At 67.7% G+C, this 20,371-nt stretch carries 17 protein-coding genes; 5 read left to right on the top strand and 12 right to left on the bottom strand.

What is annotated here, in order from left to right; genetic code table 11:
• Positions 1-11: 11 nt before the first annotated feature.
• Positions 12-905: an aminoglycoside phosphotransferase family protein gene (locus tag ABZ454_RS29525; protein ID WP_359542454.1), complete on the bottom strand. Its 894-nt coding sequence runs from the start codon at positions 903-905 to the stop codon at positions 12-14.
• Between the two features lie 191 nt (positions 906-1,096).
• On the opposite strand from ABZ454_RS29525, the gene ABZ454_RS29520 reads away from it, so the two are divergent.
• From ABZ454_RS29520 to ABZ454_RS29500, 5 genes are all read left to right on the top strand, one after another.
• Positions 1,097-2,317: a helix-turn-helix domain-containing protein gene (locus ABZ454_RS29520; RefSeq protein WP_359542452.1), complete on the top strand. Its 1,221-nt coding sequence runs from the start codon at positions 1,097-1,099 to the stop codon at positions 2,315-2,317.
• Between the two features lie 10 nt (positions 2,318-2,327).
• Entirely contained in the window at positions 2,328-2,810 is a 483-nt protein-coding gene (locus ABZ454_RS29515; protein ID WP_359542449.1) for an NUDIX hydrolase, read from the top strand.
• Between the two features lie 122 nt (positions 2,811-2,932).
• Complete coding sequence (locus ABZ454_RS29510; RefSeq protein ID WP_359542447.1) at positions 2,933-4,453, top strand: class I SAM-dependent DNA methyltransferase; 1,521 nt, start codon at positions 2,933-2,935, stop codon at positions 4,451-4,453.
• On the top strand, positions 4,450-5,664 hold the full coding sequence (locus ABZ454_RS29505; RefSeq protein WP_359542444.1) for a restriction endonuclease subunit S: 1,215 nt from the start codon (positions 4,450-4,452) through the stop codon (positions 5,662-5,664). The genes ABZ454_RS29510 and ABZ454_RS29505 overlap by 4 nt, the downstream gene beginning before the upstream one ends.
• Positions 5,665-5,725: 61 nt before the next feature.
• Positions 5,726-9,187 (top strand): DEAD/DEAH box helicase family protein, encoded by a 3,462-nt coding sequence (locus ABZ454_RS29500; protein WP_359542443.1) that lies wholly within the window; start codon positions 5,726-5,728, stop codon positions 9,185-9,187.
• A gap of 813 nt (positions 9,188-10,000) precedes the next feature.
• On the opposite strand, the gene ABZ454_RS29495 is transcribed toward ABZ454_RS29500, so the two are convergent.
• The 11 genes from ABZ454_RS29495 to ABZ454_RS29445 form a co-directional block, all read right to left on the bottom strand.
• Positions 10,001-10,576: a hypothetical protein gene (locus ABZ454_RS29495; RefSeq protein WP_359542441.1), complete on the bottom strand. Its 576-nt coding sequence runs from the start codon at positions 10,574-10,576 to the stop codon at positions 10,001-10,003.
• A gap of 269 nt (positions 10,577-10,845) precedes the next feature.
• Positions 10,846-11,283, bottom strand: coding sequence for a hypothetical protein (locus ABZ454_RS29490; RefSeq protein WP_356319470.1), 438 nt, complete (start codon positions 11,281-11,283; stop codon positions 10,846-10,848).
• A gap of 31 nt (positions 11,284-11,314) precedes the next feature.
• Positions 11,315-11,752: a hypothetical protein gene (locus ABZ454_RS29485; RefSeq protein WP_359542438.1), complete on the bottom strand. Its 438-nt coding sequence runs from the start codon at positions 11,750-11,752 to the stop codon at positions 11,315-11,317.
• 37 nt (positions 11,753-11,789) lie between these two features.
• Positions 11,790-12,674, bottom strand: coding sequence for a hypothetical protein (locus ABZ454_RS29480; protein ID WP_359542436.1), 885 nt, complete (start codon positions 12,672-12,674; stop codon positions 11,790-11,792).
• 38 nt (positions 12,675-12,712) lie between these two features.
• Positions 12,713-13,957, bottom strand: a complete 1,245-nt coding sequence (locus ABZ454_RS29475) for an ABC transporter permease (RefSeq protein ID WP_359542434.1) — start codon at positions 13,955-13,957, stop codon at positions 12,713-12,715.
• Entirely contained in the window at positions 13,954-14,655 is a 702-nt protein-coding gene (locus ABZ454_RS29470; RefSeq protein WP_359542432.1) for an ABC transporter ATP-binding protein, read from the bottom strand. Before ABZ454_RS29470 ends, ABZ454_RS29475 begins: the two co-directional genes overlap by 4 nt.
• Entirely contained in the window at positions 14,652-16,007 is a 1,356-nt protein-coding gene (locus ABZ454_RS29465) for a peptidoglycan-binding protein (RefSeq protein ID WP_359542430.1), read from the bottom strand. The genes ABZ454_RS29470 and ABZ454_RS29465 overlap by 4 nt, the downstream gene beginning before the upstream one ends.
• Positions 16,008-17,353: 1,346 nt before the next feature.
• The gene (locus ABZ454_RS29460) at positions 17,354-17,713 is read right to left on the bottom strand and encodes a hypothetical protein (protein ID WP_356319462.1); all 360 of its coding nucleotides are present in this window, start codon (positions 17,711-17,713) and stop codon (positions 17,354-17,356) included.
• Positions 17,714-18,002: 289 nt separating this feature from the next.
• A complete protein-coding gene (locus tag ABZ454_RS29455; RefSeq protein ID WP_359542426.1) occupies positions 18,003-18,503 on the bottom strand; it encodes a hypothetical protein in 501 nt (166 codons plus the stop codon).
• A gap of 34 nt (positions 18,504-18,537) precedes the next feature.
• Positions 18,538-19,326: an SDR family oxidoreductase gene (locus tag ABZ454_RS29450; RefSeq protein WP_359542424.1), complete on the bottom strand. Its 789-nt coding sequence runs from the start codon at positions 19,324-19,326 to the stop codon at positions 18,538-18,540.
• 83 nt (positions 19,327-19,409) lie between these two features.
• Positions 19,410-20,051 carry a response regulator transcription factor gene (locus tag ABZ454_RS29445; protein WP_359542422.1) on the bottom strand — a complete coding sequence of 214 codons (642 nt, stop codon included), beginning with the start codon at positions 20,049-20,051 and terminating at the stop codon, positions 19,410-19,412.
• Between the last annotated feature and the right edge of the window lie 320 nt (positions 20,052-20,371).

Raw genomic sequence — 20,371 nt, 5'->3', positions numbered from 1 at the left:
GCGGTCGAGATTCAGCGAGGGACTCCGGCAGCGCGGAGATGCGCCACGATCGCTGCGAGCGACTGGTATGCGGAAACGGCTTGTTCTTCAGCGGTGAGTCGGATGATGTCGTGGGTCGTGACGAGGTCGATGTCCTGGGTCCGGCGGCGATCGAGCCAGAGGAGCAGTCGCCAGGCGAGCACCGGCCCGTGGAACGGCAAACGGTCCGCGAGATCGACCGGAATGCGCACCGGGGCTTCGTCCTCGTACAGCAGGTCCCGTACGAGATGGAAGACGACGTCGGTGTAGTCGAGAACGGCTGGGCCACAGGCACTCGCCTCCCAGTCGACGACGTGCAGGCGCTCTCCGTCGACGAGGAGGTGCTCGGGCTTGAGATCGCCATGTAGGTGAACGATTGGGTGGGCATCGATCGTTTGGAGGGCCTCCCGCAACGCAGCCCACCAGGGCATCCACCGGCAGCGGGCCGAGAACTGATCCAGTAGGAACTGGCTCGCGGAAACAGGGCTGCCAGTCCGTGCCGCCCAGCCGGGGCCAGGAGTAGCGCCGGCAGTGGGCCGGTGAAGCATGCCGCTCACCGCCACGACGTGACCGATGTAGTCCTCAGTCGCCTTGCGGGTGACCACCGAGCATGGTGTCCCGCGCACCGCCCGGAACACTGTCCAGGACCCGGCCTCTCCGCATCCCGTAGCGAGGACGGTCGGAACCGAGATGCCGCGCAGGGCAGCACGCTGGACCGTGGTGGCCTCCCGTCGACGTCGGCCGTCGGGGTCGATGCCGACGTAGACCTTCAGCACGGCACTGCCGTCCGTGGCGAACCGCGTTCTGGAGTACGGCTTGAGGACAGCCACGCCGAACGGCCCCAGCCCGTGTCCGCCCCACGGCTCCGCCGACTTCGTGCTGCGCATCCTCCACACACCTCCATCCCGTTCGAGAAGCAGAGCTGATCTCCAAAGTCCGCTGGAATGAACGGAGTTACCGCCATCGCCCTGCGGCTTTCTCGGTCTGCTGCGACAGTAGGCGCGGCGCCCCGCAGCACCCCGGAAAAACCTTCCGGGGTCGATTCCGGCCACGAGGTGATGCTCAGGACATGCGAGGGATGACAGAGAACCTGACCATCGGCGAACGCGTTGCCTGGTACCGGCGCCGACGCGGACTTTCCCAAGAAGTCCTGGCCGGCCTCGTCGGCCGCACCACGGACTGGCTGAGCAAAGCGGAGAACAACCGGATCGAGCTCGACCGCCTCTCGGTGATCACTTCACTCTCCGAGGCTCTCGACGTCTCGCTCGGGGATCTCCTCGCCGAGCCGACGCTCCTGGAGTGGTCGAGTGACAGCGGCCGCCGTACGGTGCCCGCTCTGCGTGACGCGCTCATGGACTACAAGCAGCTCACGCCCCTGCTGGGGCTCCCACCCGACGAAGAGCCGCCGACCCTGGCGGGCTTGCGGGACGCAGTGAAGGAAGTCCTCGACGCCTACCAGGTGTCTCAGTACGGCTTCGCGACCCGACGGCTTCCCCTCGTCCTCGCCGACGCCCTCGCGGCCTCCCGCTCGTATTCAGGGCGTGAAGGGGAGGAGGCCCATGCCGAACTCGCCCTGGCCTATCACGGTGCGGCCATGGTGCTGGGCAAGGTTGGGGAGTCAGAACTGGCGTGGATCGCCGCCGACCGTGGCCTTGCGGCAGCGCAACAGAGCGGCCAGAGCACGGTGACGGGCTCGCTCTTCCGGGCGGTCACGCACTGCCTGATGGCCACTGGCCGCTTCACCGCGGCGATCCAGCTGGTGAACGACGCGGCGGCCGTCATGCAGCCCGGCCTGGGCACCGCGAACGACGAATACCTCTCGGTCTACGGCACGCTCTTCCTCGCCGGCGCCATGGCGGCCGCCCGAGCGGAGGACCGTGCGACCACCCAGACCTTCCTCCGCGAAGCGGATGAGGTCGCACAACGGCTGGGGGCCGACGCGAACCACCTCTGGACGGCCTTCGGCCCGACCAACGTGGCCATCCACTGCGTCGCCACCGCCGGAGAACTCGGCGACATCCAGATCGCGGCCGATCTCGGGCAGCGCATCGACACCAGCGGCTTGCCTGTAGAACGGCGCGTGAGGCACAGCCTGGAAGTCGCCCGAGCCCTCAGCGCCTGGAACCGGACCGACGAGGCCCTGGCCACTCTGCTGGACGCCGAGCGAGCCGCACCCGAACAGGTACGCCACCACTACCTGAGCCGCGAACTGGTCATCGGCTGGATCCGCGGCACCCGAGGCCGCCCGTCCCAGCCGGTGGCAGACCTGGCCCGCAGGCTCGGCGTGGTCGGCGGTTAGAGTCCGTCCCGTGAGCGAGAACGAGCACGAAGCGAAGATGGCCCACCCGCGCATGGCCGCCGGCGCGCTCTTCTTCGACGACGCCGACCGGGTCCTGCTCGTCGAGCCCTCGTACAAGGACTATCGGGATATCCCCGGCGGGTACGTCGAGACGGGGGAGTCCCCCCTTCAAGCCTGCGTGCGCGAGGTCCAGGAGGAGCTCGGCATCAAGCCCGGAATCGGCCGCCTGCTCGTCGTGGACTGGGCGCCGAACCCCGGGGAGGGCGACAAGGTCCTCTACCTCTTCGACGGGGGACGCCTCACCGCGGATGAGTGTCGGCACATCGAGCTTCAGGCCGACGAGCTTCGCGGTTACGCCTTCCACGACGCCCGAGAGCTGCCGGACCTCACGATCCCTCGCCTCGTGCGCCGCATCACTGCGGGCATTGAGGCCCGTGCCGACGGGGCGACTACCTACCTGGAGCGTGGAGCGGCGCCGGAGGCGGCCGTGTAGCGAGGGCGCGTCGGGGCTGCCTCGCCAGACAGGTCTGCCTGGCATGCCGCTCGCCCATCGGTGCCTGATGTTCCCTGGCCGACGCGACCACGTGTGTCAGTGGGACACGCTAGCCTGCTTGCGTGATTACAGGTGAGCTGAAGAGCAAGATCGACCGACTCTGGGACGCCTTCTGGTCTGGCGGGATCTCCAACCCATTGGAGGTCATCGAGCAGATCACCTACCTGATGTTCATCCGGCGCCTGGACATCCTGGAGCAGGCCAAGGAGAACAAGGCCAATCGCACCGGACGGCCGGTTGAGAACCCGATCTACACGGACGACACCAAGATCCTTCGCTGGTCGGTGTTCATCAATGAGTCTCCCGAGAACATGCTCACGCGGGTACGTGACGGCGTCTTTCCCTGGCTGCGCACACTGGGCGGCGAGGACTCTACATACGCGCACCACATGAAGGACGCTCGATTCACCATCACGACCTCGAACCTGCTCGCCAAAGCCGTCGACATGATCAACGGCATCGACATGGGCGACAAGGACACCAAGGGCGACCTGTACGAGTACATGCTCAGCAAGATCGCCACGGCAGGGCAGAACGGGCAGTTCCGTACACCCCGGCACATCATCCAGTTGATGGTGGAGATGATGGCCCCGCAGCCGGGCGACGAGATCTGTGACCCAGCGTGTGGCACGGGTGGCTTCTTGGTCGCCTCTGCTGAGTACGTGGAGCACACTCACCGCGAGGCGTTGTTCGAGCCAGCACAGCGTCAGCACTTCAACGAGAGCATGTTCCACGGGTTCGACTTCGACAGCACGATGCTCCGCATCGGCAGCATGAACATGCTGCTGCACTCGGTAGAGAACCCCGACATTCGCTACCGCGACTCGCTCGCTCAGAGTGCGGCGGGCGAGGCCGATCGGTACTCCCTCATCCTCGCCAACCCGCCCTTCGCTGGCAGCCTCGACTACGACGCGACGGCGTCAGACCTGCAGAAGGTTGTCAAGACCAAGAAGACCGAGCTGCTGTTCCTCGCCCTGTTTCTGCGTCTCCTCAAGCCCGGTGGCAGGGCAGCAGTCATCGTTCCGGACGGGGTACTTTTTGGCTCCAGTAAGGCGCACAATGAGTTGCGGAAACTGCTCGTCGAAGGTCACAAACTGGACGCGGTGGTCAAGCTGCCCGGAGGCGTCTTCAAGCCGTACGCGGGGGTCTCTACAGCCATCTTGTTCTTCACCAAGACCAATAGTGGCGGCACGGACAACGTGTGGTTTTACGAGGTTAAGGCGGATGGCTGGAGCCTGGACGACAAACGGGTGCCGCTGTTGACAGAGGACAAGCTCGGCCCACTCGTCGCCGACGTCACGCTGGGCGAGGATGAGCACCTTAAGAATAACTTGCCTGACGTGCTTGCCCGTTGGCGACGTCGTAACGGTAGCGAGCAGGAGCGGGCGCGTACGGAACAGAGCTTCTGTGTTCCCAAGAGTGACATCGTTGCGCAGGGCTACGACCTGAGCCTTAACAGGTACAAAGAGATCGTCCACAAAGAAGTCGAGCACCGCGCCCCCAGTGAACTCATTGACGAACTGGCTCAGCTTGAGGCTGAGATCCAACAGGGGATGAGCGAGCTGAAGGGGATGCTGGGATGAGCGAGTGGCCCCGTGTAGCACTCGGAGATCTGTGTACGGTTGCAGCAGGTGGTACCCCAGCACGCGCCAATCCGGATCACTATGGTGGCGCTATCCCCTGGGTAAAGATCGGCGATATGCGACAAGGGTGCATCACGGCCACCGACGAAAGTATCACAGAGGTTGGAATCAAGAATAGTTCCGCCAAGATTCTTCCGGCTGGAACGGTTCTGATTTCCATCTTCGCAACAATCGGCCGTACGGCAGTCTTGGGCGTGGATGCTGCAACCAACCAGGCTATCGCGGGGCTCACGCCGCATGACCCCGAGCAGCTTTCGCCGGCATTCCTTCGGCGTTTCCTCGACAGCATCGTCTCTATGCTGGAGGGGAAGGCTCAAGGGGTCGCGCAAGTCAATATTAATTCCACCATTCTCAGGGCGCTTGAAGTTCCTGTCCCTCCTATGAGGGAACAGCAGAGGATGCTGCGACTATTGGATCACGTAGATGCATTGCGTGCAAAGCGCCGCAAGGCTGTCGCTCTACTCGATGATCTCACTCGGTCAACTTTCCTTGAAATGTTCGGAACTCGGGATCAAAGCTGGCCGTGTGTCACTGTGAACGATGTAGCAAAAGCTGTGAAGGGGTCCATCCGTACAGGCCCCTTCGGTAGCCAGTTGTTGCGTGAAGAATTTGTCGACTCTGGCGTGCCAGTCCTTGGTATTGACAATGCGGTAACCAATGAATTTGCCTGGCAGGGTCGCAGGTTCATCACCGGGGAGAAGTATGAGAAGCTGGCTCGGTATAGGGTTTACCCCGGAGACGTGCTGATCACCATTATGGGCACATGTGGTCGTTGCGTGGTCGTTCCAGACGATATCCCCGTCGCTATCAACACCAAGCATTTGTGTTGTATTACGCTGGATCAAAGTAAGTGCCTGCCGGAGTTTCTACGCAGTTACTTTCTGCTGCATCCAGAATCTCAAAGGTATCTGCACAGAACTGCAAAGGGGGCGATCATGAAGGGTTTGAATATGGCTATCATCAAGGATTTGCCGGTCTCGCTTCCCCCGATTAGCAAACAGCGGGCTTTTGTGGAAAAGATTGAGTCCGTGAAAAGGGTGAGGAGTTCGAATATGGCTCATCTGGCCGAGCTCGACGCCCTATTCGCCTCGCTCCAGTACCGTGCGTTCCGTGGCGAGCTGTGGGCGGAAAACCTCACACTCAACGCCTAATGGCGCCACACTCCGAGCAGCTACCACTGCCGCACAAGCACTCCGGCGAAGGGCTATTGGCGTGAGTAACTTTGGGTTCCTCCAGGCTGAATGGCCTGAGCTGCACCGAGAGGCCGTGCACGCCGAGCGGCTGGCGTACGCAGACCCGCGAGCTTCCGCCTTCTATGCGCGGAGGGTGCTGGAGCTCGCGGTGACGTGGATGTTCGAGGCGGACGACACACTCAAGCTGCCATACCAGGACGACCTGGCGGCGCTGATTGCTGAGCCGACGCTGGTGAAGGTGGCTGGCCCTGCAATCAGGACGAAGATGGACGTGATTCGGCGGCAGGGCAACGCCGCCGTGCACCGTAAGACCCCCATCTCTCCGAAAGATGCGGTGCGCACGGTCGCCGAGCTGTTCCACGTCCTGTACTGGATGGCTCGCACCTACACCCGGGACCAGTCCCAACTTCCCGCGTCTACGCTCGCGTTCGACACGGCGCTGATACCTAGACCAGTCCCAGCCGAGGTGCGGATCGCCAAGCAGGCTGAGCTGAAGGCGCAGGCGGAGAAGTACGCCGAGCAGGATGCCGCGCTGGCCGCCGAGCGGAAGAAGAACCAGGACCTCGACGCAGAGATCGCCGATCTGCGCGCTCAGGTCAAAGCGGCCAAGGCCGCGAACGAGGCGCAGCCGGACACCCACGACTACAACGAGGCCGAGACTCGCTCGCTCATCATCGATCTCCTCCTCAAGGAGGCCGGCTGGGCGCTGGACCAGCCGAGGGACCGTGAGTACCCGGTCACGGGGCTGCCGACCTCGGCCGCGCCCTCCGGTAAGGGGAAGGTCGACTACGTCCTTTGGGACGACGACGGCAAGCCCCTGGCCGTCGTCGAGGCCAAGCGGACCACCCGCGACCCGAAGCAGGGCAAGTACCAGGCGACGCTCTACGCCGATGCCCTGGAGGCGCAGTTCAAGCAGCGGCCGGTGATCTTCTACACCAACGGCTATCGCACGTACCTGTTCGACGACCTCAACTACCCGCCCCGCGAGGTCCAGGGCTTCTACACCAAGGACGAGCTGCGCCTCCTGATCCAGCGCAGGGCCAGCCGCCGAAACCTCGCCAAGCTGCCGATCAACGAGCAGATCGCCGGCCGTCACTACCAGTCCCGCGCCATACGGCGGATCGCCGGCTCCTTCGAGAAGGACTCGCTGCGCCACGCACTGCTCGTGATGGCGACCGGTTCCGGTAAGACCCGGACCGTGATCGCGCTCAGCGACCTGATGATGCGCGCCAACTGGGCCAAGCACATTCTCTTCCTCGCCGACCGCAAGGCCCTGGTCAAGCAGGCCACCAACGAGTTCAAGAAGCACCTGCCTGGTGCCAACCCCGTGAACCTGCTGGAGGAGAAGGACCCGCATTCGCGCGTGTTCGTCTCCACCTACCCGACCATGATGAACCTGATCGACCAGACCGACGCCGATGGCCGCCGCATCTTCGGCCCCGGCTTCTTCGACCTGATCGTCATCGACGAGGCGCATCGTTCGATCTACCAGCGGTACGGCGCGATCTTCGACTACTTCGACTCGCTCCTCGTCGGTCTGACCGCGACGCCCAAGGACGAGGTCGACCGCAACACCTACCGTCGCTTCGAGCTGGAGGACGGCGTGCCCACCGACGTCTACAGCCTGGACGAGGCTGTGGCTGAGGGGTACCTGGTGGCGCCGCGGGCCGTCGATGTCCCGCTGAAGTTCCAGCGCGGCGGCATCAAGTACGACGACCTGTCCGACGAGGACAAGGAGAAGTGGGACGAGACGGAGTGGAACGAGGACGGTGATGTCCCTGACGAGATCACCACGGAGGAACTGAACAAGTACCTCTTCAACGCGGACACCGTCGACAAGGTCCTGCAGACCCTCATGACGCACGGCCTGAAGGTCGACGGCGGCGACAAGCTCGGCAAGACCATCATCTTCGCCGCCAACAACCACCACGCCGAGTTCATCGCCGAGCGGTTCGACAAGAACTACCCGCATCTCAAAGGTGCCTTCGCGCAGGTCATCACCTACCGCAAGGAGTATGCCCAGAGCCTGATCGACAAGTTCTCCGACGCGGCGGAGCTTCCCCAGATCGCCATCTCCGTGGACATGCTGGACACCGGCATCGACGTCCCCGAAGTCGTCAACCTCGTCTTCTTCAAGCTGGTGCGCTCCAAGACCAAGTTCTGGCAAATGATCGGCCGTGGTACCCGCCTCGCGCCCGACCTCTTTGGCCCGAACCGGAGCAAGGACGGCTTCCTGGTCTTCGACCTGTGCCAGAACATCGAGTTCTTCAACCAGAACCTGATGCGCGCCGAAGGCAAGGTCGCCCCCTCGCTGAGCCAGCGGATCTTCGAGCGCCGAGCCGACCTGCTTCTCGCCCTCGATGACAGCTCCGCCCGCGACCACCAAGCAGCCGCAGTGATCGCTACGCGGCCTGAGTCCGACGGCACCGTCAGCGACTCCGGTCTGCGCTGGGACCTCGCCACCCGGCTGCATGACGAGGTTACGGCGATGAACCCGGAGAACTTCCTGGTCCGCCCGCACCGTGAACAGGTCGAAAACTTCGCCGACTTCGACACCTGGCTGGAGTTCACGCCCGACGCACACGGCGAGGTCGTCGACCACCTGGCCGGACTCCCGACCGCCTTCCGAGACAAGGATGACGTCGGCGAGGAGGCCAAGCGATTCGACCTGATCGCGCTTCGCCTTCAGCTCGCCGTCGCGAACGGAGACCCGGGCTTCACCCGGCTACGGGATCAGGTCCAGGAGATCGCGTCCACCCTGCTCGATCAGCTGACCATTCCCGCGATCAAGGCCCAGCAGGTTCTGCTCGACGAGGTTGCAGGCGACGAGTGGTGGCAGGACGTGACGCTGCCCCTGCTGGAGACCATGCGGCGCCGTCTGCGCGGCCTCGTCAGACTGATCGAGAAGACCAAGCGCGGCATCGTGTACACCGACTTCGAGGACGAGCTGGGCGAGTTGACCGCTGCCACGCTCACCGGCATGGAGATCGGTACCGACCTCACCCGCTTCGAGCAGAAGATCCGTATCTACCTCAACACGCACCAGGACCAGCTCGCCGTCCAGAAGATCCGCCGCAACAAGCAGATCACGGCTCTGGACCTGTCGGAGCTGGAGAAGATCTTCGTCGAGGCCGGCCTCGGCACCTCGACGGACATCGACTACATCAAGGACGCCAAGGGCGGCCTCGGCCTGTTCCTCCGGTCACTGACTGGCCTGGAGCGGGAGGCGGCGGCCCTGGCCTTCGACTTCTTCCAACAGGGCAAGACGCTCACGGCCAACCAACTCCGGTTCGTCAACGAGCTGATCGACTACCTGGCGCGCAACGGCACGATAGACGTTGATGCACTGTACGAGTCGCCGTTCACCGCGCTCGCCCCGACCGGCCCCGAGGCGATCTTCCCGGAGGCCGAGGTGGACGTCATGGTGTCCGTCATTCATTCGATCCGCTCGACCGCTGTCGCTGACGAGGGCGTGGCGTAGCCAGCTCGGTAGAGAGGAGAAGCCATGCGCGAAGAAGTCACTGAGGATTGCCCCGGAACTGGGCAGCGGGGCGTATGGACGAGAGTGCCCCAGGTAACGAGTGGTACGTGATTTGCCCTGTCTGCGGGATGAAGTGGGCAGGAGGCAGTACCCTCATCGACCCGCACAAGGACTGGCGGAAGCGCTGAGAATCCGCTCGGGTTGCGTGAGCGGTGCGTGAGCGGACGGGTAAGCATCCAGCAGACTCGGGTGTCACGCCTGCGTGGTCGGGAAGTCTCTGACCAGGCAAAACCGGACCGATCGTGATCACGGATGACCCCCCGTCACGATCTTGCAGGCCCTCGTAATGCGTAGGTCTCGGGTTCGAATCCCGAAGGCGGCTCCGCTTAAGCCTCAGGACTCACTCGCCGTGACCTGGGGCTTTTGCTTTTGCTTTGGCGGATGTGGATGCGGTGGCGACGTCGAGCGCGGGACCGGTGCGTGCCGGCCGTCTCAGTTCTGGTCTCGGTGGGGCCTGAATCCTGCGTCGGGTCGCGGGAACGAAGAGCGCGCCCAGGCGGCGCGTCGAGTCCTTCGCGTGCTTCCGAGGGCGCTTCACGCCTCGTGACGGAGTACCGCACGGCCACCGGGGCGACGTCTTTGCCAGGCTGAGGTCCGGTGGCCCACGGCGACTGATCACAAACGCGCGATCCGGAGCTGATCACCGACGGTCCGGCGCGGTTCGGCGGGACAGGGACGGTCTGTTCGAGGTCCGCCCCCTGGCCAAGACGCCGGGTCGCCGTCGATCAGCAGCGGACTGCGCCGCCGCGCCGCTCAGGCGTTGCCCCAGGCGTCAAGGAATCGTTCGCGGTCCTCACGCGTCTCCTGCTTCCGGCGACTGGCGAGCATGACGTGCCACGCGGAGTTTTCGGCGTCACGTAGCCACAACTTCCCGAGGTACCGGGCGCCGCCTCCCACGAAGGTGTCCTTCAGCGCGTCCCCGATCACTTCGGCCACGGCTGCGCGTCGCTCGTCGTCCAGCTCGCCCACAAAGCTGAGCACGCGGAAGGCGATACCTCCTTCGTTCCCGTTGAGCAGGTAGTCGAAGAAAGGGCCACCCGCGTTGGCGGGAACGATGTTCCAGGCGGCCTGGCCTCCCGCCTCCCCGAGCGACGCCCAGAACTCGCGCCCCTCGGGAGTGCCCGGCAGGGGGAGCGCGGCGAACAGGTCGACCAGGTGGCCGTTGGCCGCCTGGTCGTATGCGACATCGCAGGCTGTCGCGGCGGCGATGCTTGCGATGTGGCCCGTGTTCAACTCCCCACTCTCCGGCCGGTCCAGTGGAGTGTTGAGCTGGTCGGTGAGGTGCTGGGCCAGTTCGTCGTCCTCGTTCGGGTAGCGACGGACGATCACACGTTCCCCCAGGTCAGCGTCGGATGGCTCGCAGGGTGGATCCTCTGCGGCTATCAGCATGCCCAACTGGGCAGTGATCTACGGGGGCGAGCGGACAACGTCCGGAAGCTGCCGTGCTTGTCGAGCCGAGGGGTCCGTCCGCAGCGCGCGTCCCGGGCGTTGTAGTGCTTTCACCGGGTGGGCCTGGCGAGTCCTCGTGGGACGAGGACGGGCCCCTCTCCGGAAGGACCGGCAGGTCCGGAAGGGAGAGGGGCCCGGCGCGATACCCGTCAGCGCCAGCGGAAGGAGGCGTTGTTGTTGTACGTGTTGACGAGGTTGCCCTTGTCGCGCGGCGGGGCCACGTCGGAGGCGCCTGCGTAGTTGGAGTTGAAGTACGAGACGCCGGTCTTGCTGTCGTGGCTGTTGGCGTAGGAGGCGGCGTTGTTCTTCACGTGCGTGCCGACGCCGTTGGTGCCCTGGCCGCCGTCCGAGAAGTTCATCGGGTAGCCGGTGCCGCCGTAGTTGTCCCAGTTGGCGACGTTCTCGTAGGTGGCGGTCCAGCCGCCCTTCTGGTTCGAGTTGTACCAGAGGCAGTAGTCGACATCGATGACACCGCCGCACAGGCTGTCGGGGATGCTGTCGGCCTGTGCCGGTGCGGCGGTGGCCAGCATGCTCAGGGTGCCGGCGGCGGCGAGGGCGGCGGAAACAGCGGACTTACGTATACGCATGGATTCTCCTTGGGACGGTCGGCTCGGGTGGTCAGCGCCAGCGGAAGGAGGCGTTGTTGTTGTACGTGTTGACGAGGTTGCCCTTGTCGCGCGGCGGGGCCACGTCGGAGGCGCCGGCGTAGTTGGAGTTGAAGTACGACACGCCGGTCCTGCCGTAGTCGCTGTTGGCGTAGGACGCGGCGTTGTTCTTCACGTGCGTGCCGACACCGTTGGTGCCCTGGCCGCCGTCCGAGAAGTTCATCGGGTACCCGGTGCCGCCGTAGTTGTCCCAGTTGGCGACGTTCCCGGTCGTGGCGGTCCAGCCGCCCAGCTGGTTGGAGTTGTACCAGAGGCAGTAGTGGCTGTCGACGACACCGCCGCACAGGCTGTCGGGGATGCTGTCGGCCTGCGCCGGTGCGGCGATGGCCAGCATGCTCAGGGTGCCGGCCGCGGCGAAGGCGGCGGCCACGGCGGACTGACGAATACGCATAACGCTCTCCTTGAGTGGTGTTGCCTGAGTGGTGCGGTCAACTGGACTCGCCGAGTTCGGCCGCGGCACGCTTGAGCTGGTCGGTCTTGTGCCGCTCGATCCGGGCGAAGGTCTCGGGGTCCTTTTCGATCTCCGTACGCTGCAACTCGGACTCGACGTCGAACCAGGCACGGACGAGTCCGGTCTTCTTCTTGCATTCGACGTCCGCTCGGGCCGTCGAAATCTCCTTCTGGTTCGCCTTCTTGGTGGCGAAGGCCGGGTCGTCGATGGCGTCCATGGGTGAGGCGTAGCGGTAGCCCTTGGCCGCCATGCACGACGACCAGGTACGGAAGGCGGCGAGCACCCGGGGGTCCTTCTGGCTGCGGGCGTAGCTGCTCAGGTTGAGGGTGCGGGCCGCCTCATCGGGTCCGAACGCGTCGGCGCCGCCCGCGAGCCGCTTCTTGGCCTTGCCGATGCAGCCGCCCCCGGTGTCGAGCGAGCCGTCCGCGAGGGGCTCGCCGGACAAGGTGACGCGGGCCGCGTCGCTCAGTGACTTGACGGCGCTGTCCCGGCCGGCCGGTGGCGCCGGGAAGTGGTAGCCGTAGGCCTGTGCGGTGTGGCTGTTGGCGATGCCGTAGCGGCGGTCCATGGCGCCGATGTCCGGGGACTGGCCGTCGTCGGGCCGGTAGGTGAAGCCGGCCTCCTTCATGCAGTCCACGGCGAGGCTGCTCATGGCCCGGGTCAGCTGGGCGATCTCCGGCTCCGAGAAGATGTACGCCTCCACGGGCAGGGCCAGGTCCGCGGTGAGGCTGGACGACGCGGGCGCGATGGAGTTGTCCGGCTGCGTGGGCACGGCCTTGTCGTCGGAGTCGCCGCCGCACCCCGTGAGGAGCAGGGAACCGGTGAGCAGGGCGGTCACTGCCGCCGTCGTCGTCTTTCGCACATTTCTTCCTTGCGGGCCTGGAGGGGTGGGGGGGCGGATCAGCGGCGGAGGGCCTCCGCAGGCTGGATGCGGCTGGCCCGCCAGGCGGGGTAGAGCCCCGCGAGCAGCCCGGTGACCAGGCCGATCGCGGGGGCGGCGACGACGGTCGCCGGATGGATGACGGGGGTCCAGTCGCGGACGACCGCCATGGCGACGACGGTGACCGTGCCGAGGCTGGTGCCGACCAGGCCGCCGAGCGCGCCCAGCGCGCCCGACTCGGCCAGGAACTGGACGGTGATGTGGCGGCCCCGGGCGCCCAGGGCGCGGCGCAGTCCGATCTCGCCGGTGCGCTCCAGGACCGCGACCAGGGTGGTGTTGGCGATGCCGACCGCGCCGATCACCAGACAGATGCCGGCCAGCAGCATGAACAGTTCGTCCAGGTCGGAGGTGACGCTGCCGCGCAGGCTCCGCGGGTCCGGCGGAGGCACCGCCTTGAAGTACTCGGGGTGGGCCGGATCGAGGGCCAGGGCCGTCTCGGAGGCGATCTGCCGGGCCGCCCCCAGGTCGGTCGCGATGAGCATCTGCGCCCGCGCGCCGCTGTCCGGGCCGCCCCAGATCCGCTCGGCGGTGGTCCGCGGGACCACCACCGACAGCAGCAGGTCGGCCTTGCGCTCGACGTCCGCGAGGATGCCGATGACGGTGAAGGCGTGATCGCCCACGAAGACCGCCGGCGCGGTCTCCAGGGTGGTGATGCCCAGCCGCGCGGCCAGCCCCGAGCCGATCACCGCCACGTTCTCGCCCCGCCGGTCGTGGTATGCGTCGAAGGTCCGGCCCTGCTCCAGGACGGGACCCGCCGCTTCGAGGATCCCGGGGGAGGCCGCGACGACCTCCGTCCGTTCCCCCTCGTCGCCGGCCCCGGGAGGCGCGGCCGACACGAGCTCCTCCGATGGCAGCCGCACCGGCCAGTACACACCCGCCTTCCGCACGCCGTTGAGCGCCTCGATGCGGCGGTCCGCGTCGGCAGGGAAGGCGTTCGCCAGGTATTCGGGCTGATCGCCGCCGGTGTCCTCGACGGTCACCTGGGTGGCGGTCAGCTCGTTGAAGCGGGAGTCGATCTGCGAGGACGTGGTGGCGGTCAGGCCGAGGACGGCGACGAAGGTGCCGACGCCGAGGACGGTGCCGAGGGCGGTGAGCGCGGAGCGCGCGGGGCGTTGCAGGATGCCGGCGGCGCACTCGGAGAGCAGGTCGCGCCGGCTCAGATGGGACCGTTCGCGTCTCGGGGCCCTGCGCGGACGCGGCTTCACGCGGCCACCGCCTGTTCGCTGAGCACGCCGTCCCGGATGGTGACGGTGCGCTGGCCGCGCGCCGCGACGTCCGGGTCGTGCGTGATCACGAGGAGGGTCATGCCGTCGTGGTGGAGCTCGTCCAAGAGGTGCAGAATCGATTCGGCGGTGGCGGTGTCGAGGTTGCCGGTCGGTTCGTCGCACAGGAGCAGCGAGGGCCGGGCGACCAGCGCGCGGGCGACGGCGACGCGCTGCTGCTCACCTCCGGACAGCCGGGTGGGCAGCGCGTCGGCCCGGTGGCCGAGGCCGACCCGCTCCAGCGCCTCGCGGGCCCGCCCGGCGCGGCCGCGGCGCTCGACGGAGTTGTAGACCATGGCCAGCATCACGTTCTCCAGCGCGGAGCGGTGCGGCAGCAGGTGGAAGCTCTGGAAGACGAACCCGATCCGTCGCCCGCGCAGCCCCGTGCGGTCGGCGTCGCCGAGGGCGGCGGTGTCGATGCCGTCCAGGAGGTAGCGGCCCTCGGTGGGCGCGTCGAGCAGCCCCGCGATGTTGAGGAAGGTCGACTTGCCGGAGCCGGAGGGGCCGACGACCGTGACGTACTCGCCCCGCCGGACGGCCAGTTCGCACTCCCTCAGCGCACGGACCGGCGGCGGCCCGGGGTAGGTGAGGCCGACGCCCCGGAACTCGACGACCGGGGGCGCGACGTGGTCGTCGCTCACCGTGCGACGCCTACGACGACCTTGTCGCCCGCGACGAGCCGTGCACCCGCGGCCGGGACGACCTCGGTGAAGCCGTCCCCCGAGGTGCCGGCCCGGACCTCGATGCGGCGCCGGACGCCGGACGCCTCCAGAACGGTGACGCTGGTGCGGGAGTCGGCTCCGGCGGAGAGGGCGGACACCGGGACGACGAGCACCTTCTTGCCCGAGGTGGCGGCCTCGATGGTCAGGCGAACGTCCTGCCCGGCGAGCCGGGCCGGGAGGGGGGAGTCGGGCTTCACGGCGACGGCGTACCCCTGGCCGTCCGCGGCCGCGCCCTGGTCCCCGCCCTCGGCGGCGGTCGGGACGTCGGCGACCGAGGCGACCGTGGCGGTCACCTTGTCGCCGTAGACCTCGGACTGCACCTCGACCTTCTGGCCGGGACGGACCAGGTCCTTCTCCTGGGCGCCCAGGGATCCCTTGACCACCAGCCGGCCGGCGGAGACGGTCGCGAGCTTCTCGCCGACCTCGCTGCCGACCTTGGCGGTCATGGAGTCGACGCGGGCCGGGAAGCCGGAGAGGAAGACCACCTCGGAGGCGGGGACCATGGGGCCCGACTTCGCTTCGGCCTCGGCGAGGTGCGTCCGCGCCTCGGCCAGGTCCTCGCGGGCGTAGCGGACCGCGTCGGCGTCCCGCTTCTTCCCGGGCTCGGTCCTGAGCAGCCCGTCGAGCTGGCGCCGGGCCTGCTTCACACCGTCCTGGGCGGCCTCGACCGGGTCGCCGTCCGTCCCCTCGGCCACGCCCGAGGCGGGGACGGGCTCGTAGCCGATGGCGGAGTAGAGCGCGGCGACGGCCTGCTTGGTGCCCGGGCCGTAGGTGCCGGACGGGTCGGATCCGGTGGAGTGGCCCACCGACCTCAGGGCCTGCTGGAGCTGGCGCACGTCGTCGCCGTGGCTGCCGGGCTTGAGGTCGCGGTAGACGGGGAGGGCACCCGGCAGCGCGAAGACCGGCCGGCCGGAGACCTCCACGAGGACCCGGCCCGCCGGGAACGTCTGGCCGGAGCGGACCATCACCTTCGTGACGACGGGCGCGGTCGACCCGTCCACGGTCGAGCCGACCGGGGCGAGGTCGACCGTCTGCGAGGCGGAGACGGTGCCGCGGGTGACGACGGTGTCCGCCAGGACGCGCCGCTCGACCGGCGCGGTGAGCACGTCACGGGCCGGCGGCCCGGCGTCGGCCGCGGCCTGGGCGGGCGACTTGACGAAGGCCGAGGTCCACAGGGCGGCACCCGCGAGCACCACGGCACCCGCCGCCACGGCGGCCACGGCACGCTTGCGCCGGGACAGCCCGGTCCGCTCCCTGGCTTCGGACATCATTCCCCCCAATGTTGCGGCCACCGAGCGGAGTTGGTCACGTTCCGCAGCCATGTCCGAGCCGAAGTCGATCACTCGGGCTGAGCAGCTGTCAAGGAAGTTTCTTGGCCATGGCTTCACCGGAGCGTGACCGTGTGGTGACGTTCTTGACATTTGTCCGCGGTGTCCGCGTCGTGCGGTGGGGGACTCACCGGGCGCGTAAGGACGGGTGGCGCGACATCAGGTTCACCGCTCCGGTACGGCTGGTGTGTGGGCGGCCGGGGTCTGAGGTCGAGGTGGCGTAAGGACGGGTGACGCAACGTCAGGCCGGCCGCTCCGGTACGGCTGCCGGGTGGGGGCCCGGGGCCTGAGGGCGAGGTGCGCGGGCCCCCTGGGCCGCCTCGGTCGAGCAACACCTTCCGGCTTTCCCGGTGGACGTCGGGCTGGAGGCCCCGAAGGTCCGCGACCCGTACGCGGCCGACGCGCGGAGGGGGTGATCGCCGCCGGAGTCGGCCGGGGTGGCCCGCCCCTGCTCCGTCAATGATCCAGGCAGACAGTCTTCTGGGTTCACGCCTAAAAATCTGTGTCGGCTGGAGTAGACATTGGGGTGTCGTGTGGTTATGGTTTCTCACGTAGTCAAGAGGAACGGCGAGGCCCGGCAGAGACGAACTGCCGGGCAGCAGTACCCAGCAGTTCCCGTTCGCAGGACGGTTCGGTGGTGGAGTTACGGAGCCATGGATGGTGCAGGGCGGCGACGGAACTGACGACCGGACCGGGTGGCCCGCAGTGATCAGGGGCCGCCACAAGCGGTTCACGTAGAGGTAGTACGCAGCAGTGCATGCGAAGCAGCACCTTGGTGAAGGCGTCGGCTGCGGACGCGCGCACCAGGAAGTTCCGCAGTGGGGTTCCAAGCCGGAGCAGACGCAGGACGGGCGACGGGGCTGGCTGCGGAAGTGGCGCTGTGAGAGGCCACCAGTAAGGGAAGGGCCACCCGTAAGTACGGAGTGGCTGGTTCAGAGGGAAGGAAACGGAGGAGCCGAGCGCCATCAGGATCGCCCGGGCTGACGATATGGGCCCGGGTACCGCAGGACATCGATAGTGAGGTGGTCTCCGGTCAAGCAACCGCGATCCCCGCAACCCGCCCCTCTCTCCCGGGCGGCTCTGCGGAAACAGAGAGCCGGCGCAGCCGATCAAGGCCGGCTGATGGTGTAGCAGGTCCTTCGGGGCCCCGGTGCCGATGGCACCGGGGCCCCTCCACGTGTGTCCCGCACGAAGGCCGGAGGGCAGCAGGCGACTCGTTCGGCCGCCTCGACGACGATGCCGGCCCCCCTGCACCCTGGGCCGCCGCGGCCTTCCGGCGCGGCGGTGTGTCAGTGGTCGGAGTAGCTGAAGTCGCCCATGGTCCAGGCGCTGACGTCCTCGATCGCCACCCGGTACATCCCGCCCGTCTCCGGAATCCCTACCGTGCCCTGCAGGATCCGAGCCACATGGAAGTGCAGATGTGTGGGCGGTCCGTCCGCGGGCGCCACGGTGGTGAACATGGCGGAAAAGTCACTCAGGCGGGCCGAGTCGGCCAGGACCTCCGAGACCCGTTGCCTCCAGACGGCTTCGGGAGCCAGCCGGCCGGTGATGACAGCACCACCGGCGACCACGGTCAGAGGCATCTGATTGCTGTGCCCGGACTCCACCAGGGCGGCAACGTCAACAAGCAGCGCGTCAGGCTTCGACATGGCACCGATTATATTCCTCGATCATCGGGTACCTCTTCCGGTGCCGGTCAACGGCGAATCGCGCCCCGAGCAGCGGATGCGCTGCGCCGAGTCGGCGACCGAGCGCGCCGCGCCCGGGGGCCGGCTCGCCCCCATGCACCCGTGCATGAGTACCCGCCGGGGTGAAGGCATCCGGGGTGCGGCATCGGCGTACTCATGCGGGTGCGGACAAGCGCGATGGCGGTGCGGCAGGCCCGCCGCCATGGGGAGCTGCGGAGCGGTGGAGTCGGAGCGGGGCCAGGGCGGATGCTCAGACCCCTTCGGTGCAGAACACACACGCCTCCCAGAAGGGCAGTGCGCACAGCACCCGATGGCGTACGCACGAGGCCATCGCGGCCTCCTGCGGGCCGGGGAAGACGTCGGCGTCGGCGTCAGCGTCGGCGGTCGCAGGGTCGAAGTCCTCCACCATCGCCCGGTACGTACGGAGGTAGCCCTCGACCCGGGGTGGCTCGTACGTCAGTTCCTCCCACCGGTGGCGGGACAGGGCCAGGTCGAGGACGCGCAGCAGGAAGTCCTTGGCCGCGGACCGCTCCTGCGGGGTCTCCCCCCAGTCGAGGTCCGCGAGTCCGAAGCCGACCATTCCGCGCCCCATCATGTTCTGGTCCTGGAGCGTCAGCAGGGCGGCGAAGCGGAAGTCCCACGGCTCGTGGGCCAGCTCGGAGACGGCGAAGGTGAGCACGTCCACGAACACCGCCGTGCCGCCGTTGGTCATCTCCAGGTACCGGCCGTCACCGCCCTCGAAATTGTTCATGTCCGTGGCCCCGAGTGGGGGAGGCGGAGCGCACTCATGCCGATCCGCCGTTGCTCTTCAGCAGCTGGGCGTTGACCCACCCGCCCTGCGGCGAGCAGAGGAAGTCCACCAGGTGGGCGGTGTCCTTCGGGGTGCCCAGGCGGCCCAGCGGGGTGTTGCGGACGAGGATCCCCGAGAGTTCGTCGTTCATCCAGCCGGTGTCCACGGGGCCCGGGTTGATGACGTTGGCGGTCACCCCCAGGTGGGCCAGCTCGTGGGCGGCGGCCAGTGTGATGCGGTCCAGGGCTCCCTTGCTGGCGCCGTACGGAAGGTTGCCGACCGTGTGGTCGCTGGTGAGGGCGACGATCCGGCCGGACCCCGGCTCGGAGCGGAAGCGGAGCCCGTACTCCCTGATCAGCAGCCAGGTGGCGCGGGCGTTCACGGCGAAGTGCCGGTCGAAACTCTCGACGGTGGTGTCGAGGAGGCCGGAGTCGACCGACTCGGCATGGCTCAGCACGAGGGCGGTGACCGGCCCGAGCCGGCGTTCGGCCTCGTCGAAGACGCGGGCCGGGGACTCGGGGTCGACCAGGTCCGCCTCGATCGCGGCCGTGCGCGCGCCCCGTTCGGTGAGGGAGGCGGTGATGGCCGCGGACGCGCCCTGCTCCTCGCCCCAGCTCATGCGCCGGTCGTAAGGCGTCCAGTAGGTGAACGCGATGTCCCACCCGGAGGAGGCCAGTTGGCGGGCGATGCCGGCGGCTATGCCGATCGTGCGGCCCACGCCGGTGATCAGTGCGAGGGGGCGAGGTGCCGCGGAGGGCTGCGGGCTGTGCTCGGCTGTGGTCACAACGGGGAATCCTGCGTCACCGGCGCTCGTCCCGGCAACGTCTTTCGGGCCGGCCGCGGGCGCGGAGGACCACCGGAGCGGGCTCAGCCCCGCAGGTACGCCAGTACCGCCAGGACCCGGCGGTTCGTGGTGTCGTCCAGCGACAGGTCGAGCTTGGTGAGGATGCTCCCGAAGTGCTTGCTGACGGTGCCCTCGCTGACCGTCATCGCCGTGGCGATCGACGCGTTGGACTTGCCCTCCGCCATCAGGGCCAGTACCTCCTGTTCGCGCGCGGTCAGCCGTTCGAGCGGGTCACGGCGGCGACGGATCAGCCGGCGGACCACCTCGGGGTCCACCACCGTGTCCCCGGCGGCGACCCGGTGCAGCGCGTCGATGAACTCGTCGACGTTGCCGATGCGTTCCTTGAGGAGGTAGCCGACGCCCGTACCGTCGGCGGAGTCGAGCAGCTCCTCGGCGTAGGCGCGCTGGACGTACTGGCTGAGGACGAGAATGGGCAGCTCCGGCTGCCGGGTGCGCAGCTCGATCGCGGCGCGCAGCCCCTCGTCGGAGAAACCGGGCGGCATTCGCACATCGGTCACCACGATGTCCGGGCCGTGCTCGGCCACGGCCGCGATCAGCTCGCCGGCGGTGCCCGCGCCCGCCACCACCTGGTGGCCGAACCGCTCCAGGAGGCCGATCAGCCCCTCCCGCAGGAGCACACTGTCCTCGGCCAGTACGACGCGCACGCGCAAGTCCTCGTATCCACAGGTGACATGGGGCCCGCAGTCGAGACGCCGTGGGCACGCCGAGCGGACTGGACACTAGCAGGTGGCGGCCGTCGCGCCCCGGGACGCGGGCAGCCATGCCCAGGCCCCCGTACCGCCGCCGCGGCGACGGCCCCCGTACCGCCGCCGGGGCGACGGCCCGGACCCCCGTACCGCCGCCGGGGCGACGGCCCGGACCCCCGTACCGCTGCCGGGGTGACCGGCCGGTCCCGGAGCGCGGACCACCCGGTGAGGCCCACCCGGCAGGTGGAGCTACCTCCACCCCCGGGACTCCCGCTCGC

It is taken from the genome of Streptomyces sp. NPDC005803, assembly GCF_040630435.1.
Lineage (GTDB): Bacteria > Actinomycetota > Actinomycetes > Streptomycetales > Streptomycetaceae > Streptomyces.
Note: the sequence above shows the minus strand (reverse complement) of the source record. Positions and strands in the feature narration are given on the sequence as shown.

What these genes read in the sequence shown, in the direction of transcription:
- ABZ454_RS29525 (WP_359542454.1), bottom strand. Translation starts at nt 905, where the DNA reads ATGCGCAGCACGAAGTCGGCGGAGCCGTGGGGCGGACACGGGCTGGGG.
- ABZ454_RS29460 (WP_356319462.1), bottom strand. Translation starts at nt 17,713, where the DNA reads ATGTCGAAGCCTGACGCGCTGCTTGTTGACGTTGCCGCCCTGGTGGAG.
- ABZ454_RS29455 (WP_359542426.1), bottom strand. Translation starts at nt 18,503, where the DNA reads ATGAACAATTTCGAGGGCGGTGACGGCCGGTACCTGGAGATGACCAAC.
- ABZ454_RS29505 (WP_359542444.1), top strand. Translation starts at nt 4,450, where the DNA reads ATGAGCGAGTGGCCCCGTGTAGCACTCGGAGATCTGTGTACGGTTGCA.
- ABZ454_RS29485 (WP_359542438.1), bottom strand. Translation starts at nt 11,752, where the DNA reads ATGCGTATTCGTCAGTCCGCCGTGGCCGCCGCCTTCGCCGCGGCCGGC.
- ABZ454_RS29490 (WP_356319470.1), bottom strand. Translation starts at nt 11,283, where the DNA reads ATGCGTATACGTAAGTCCGCTGTTTCCGCCGCCCTCGCCGCCGCCGGC.
- ABZ454_RS29465 (WP_359542430.1), bottom strand. Translation starts at nt 16,007, where the DNA reads ATGATGTCCGAAGCCAGGGAGCGGACCGGGCTGTCCCGGCGCAAGCGT.
- ABZ454_RS29520 (WP_359542452.1), top strand. Translation starts at nt 1,097, where the DNA reads ATGACAGAGAACCTGACCATCGGCGAACGCGTTGCCTGGTACCGGCGC.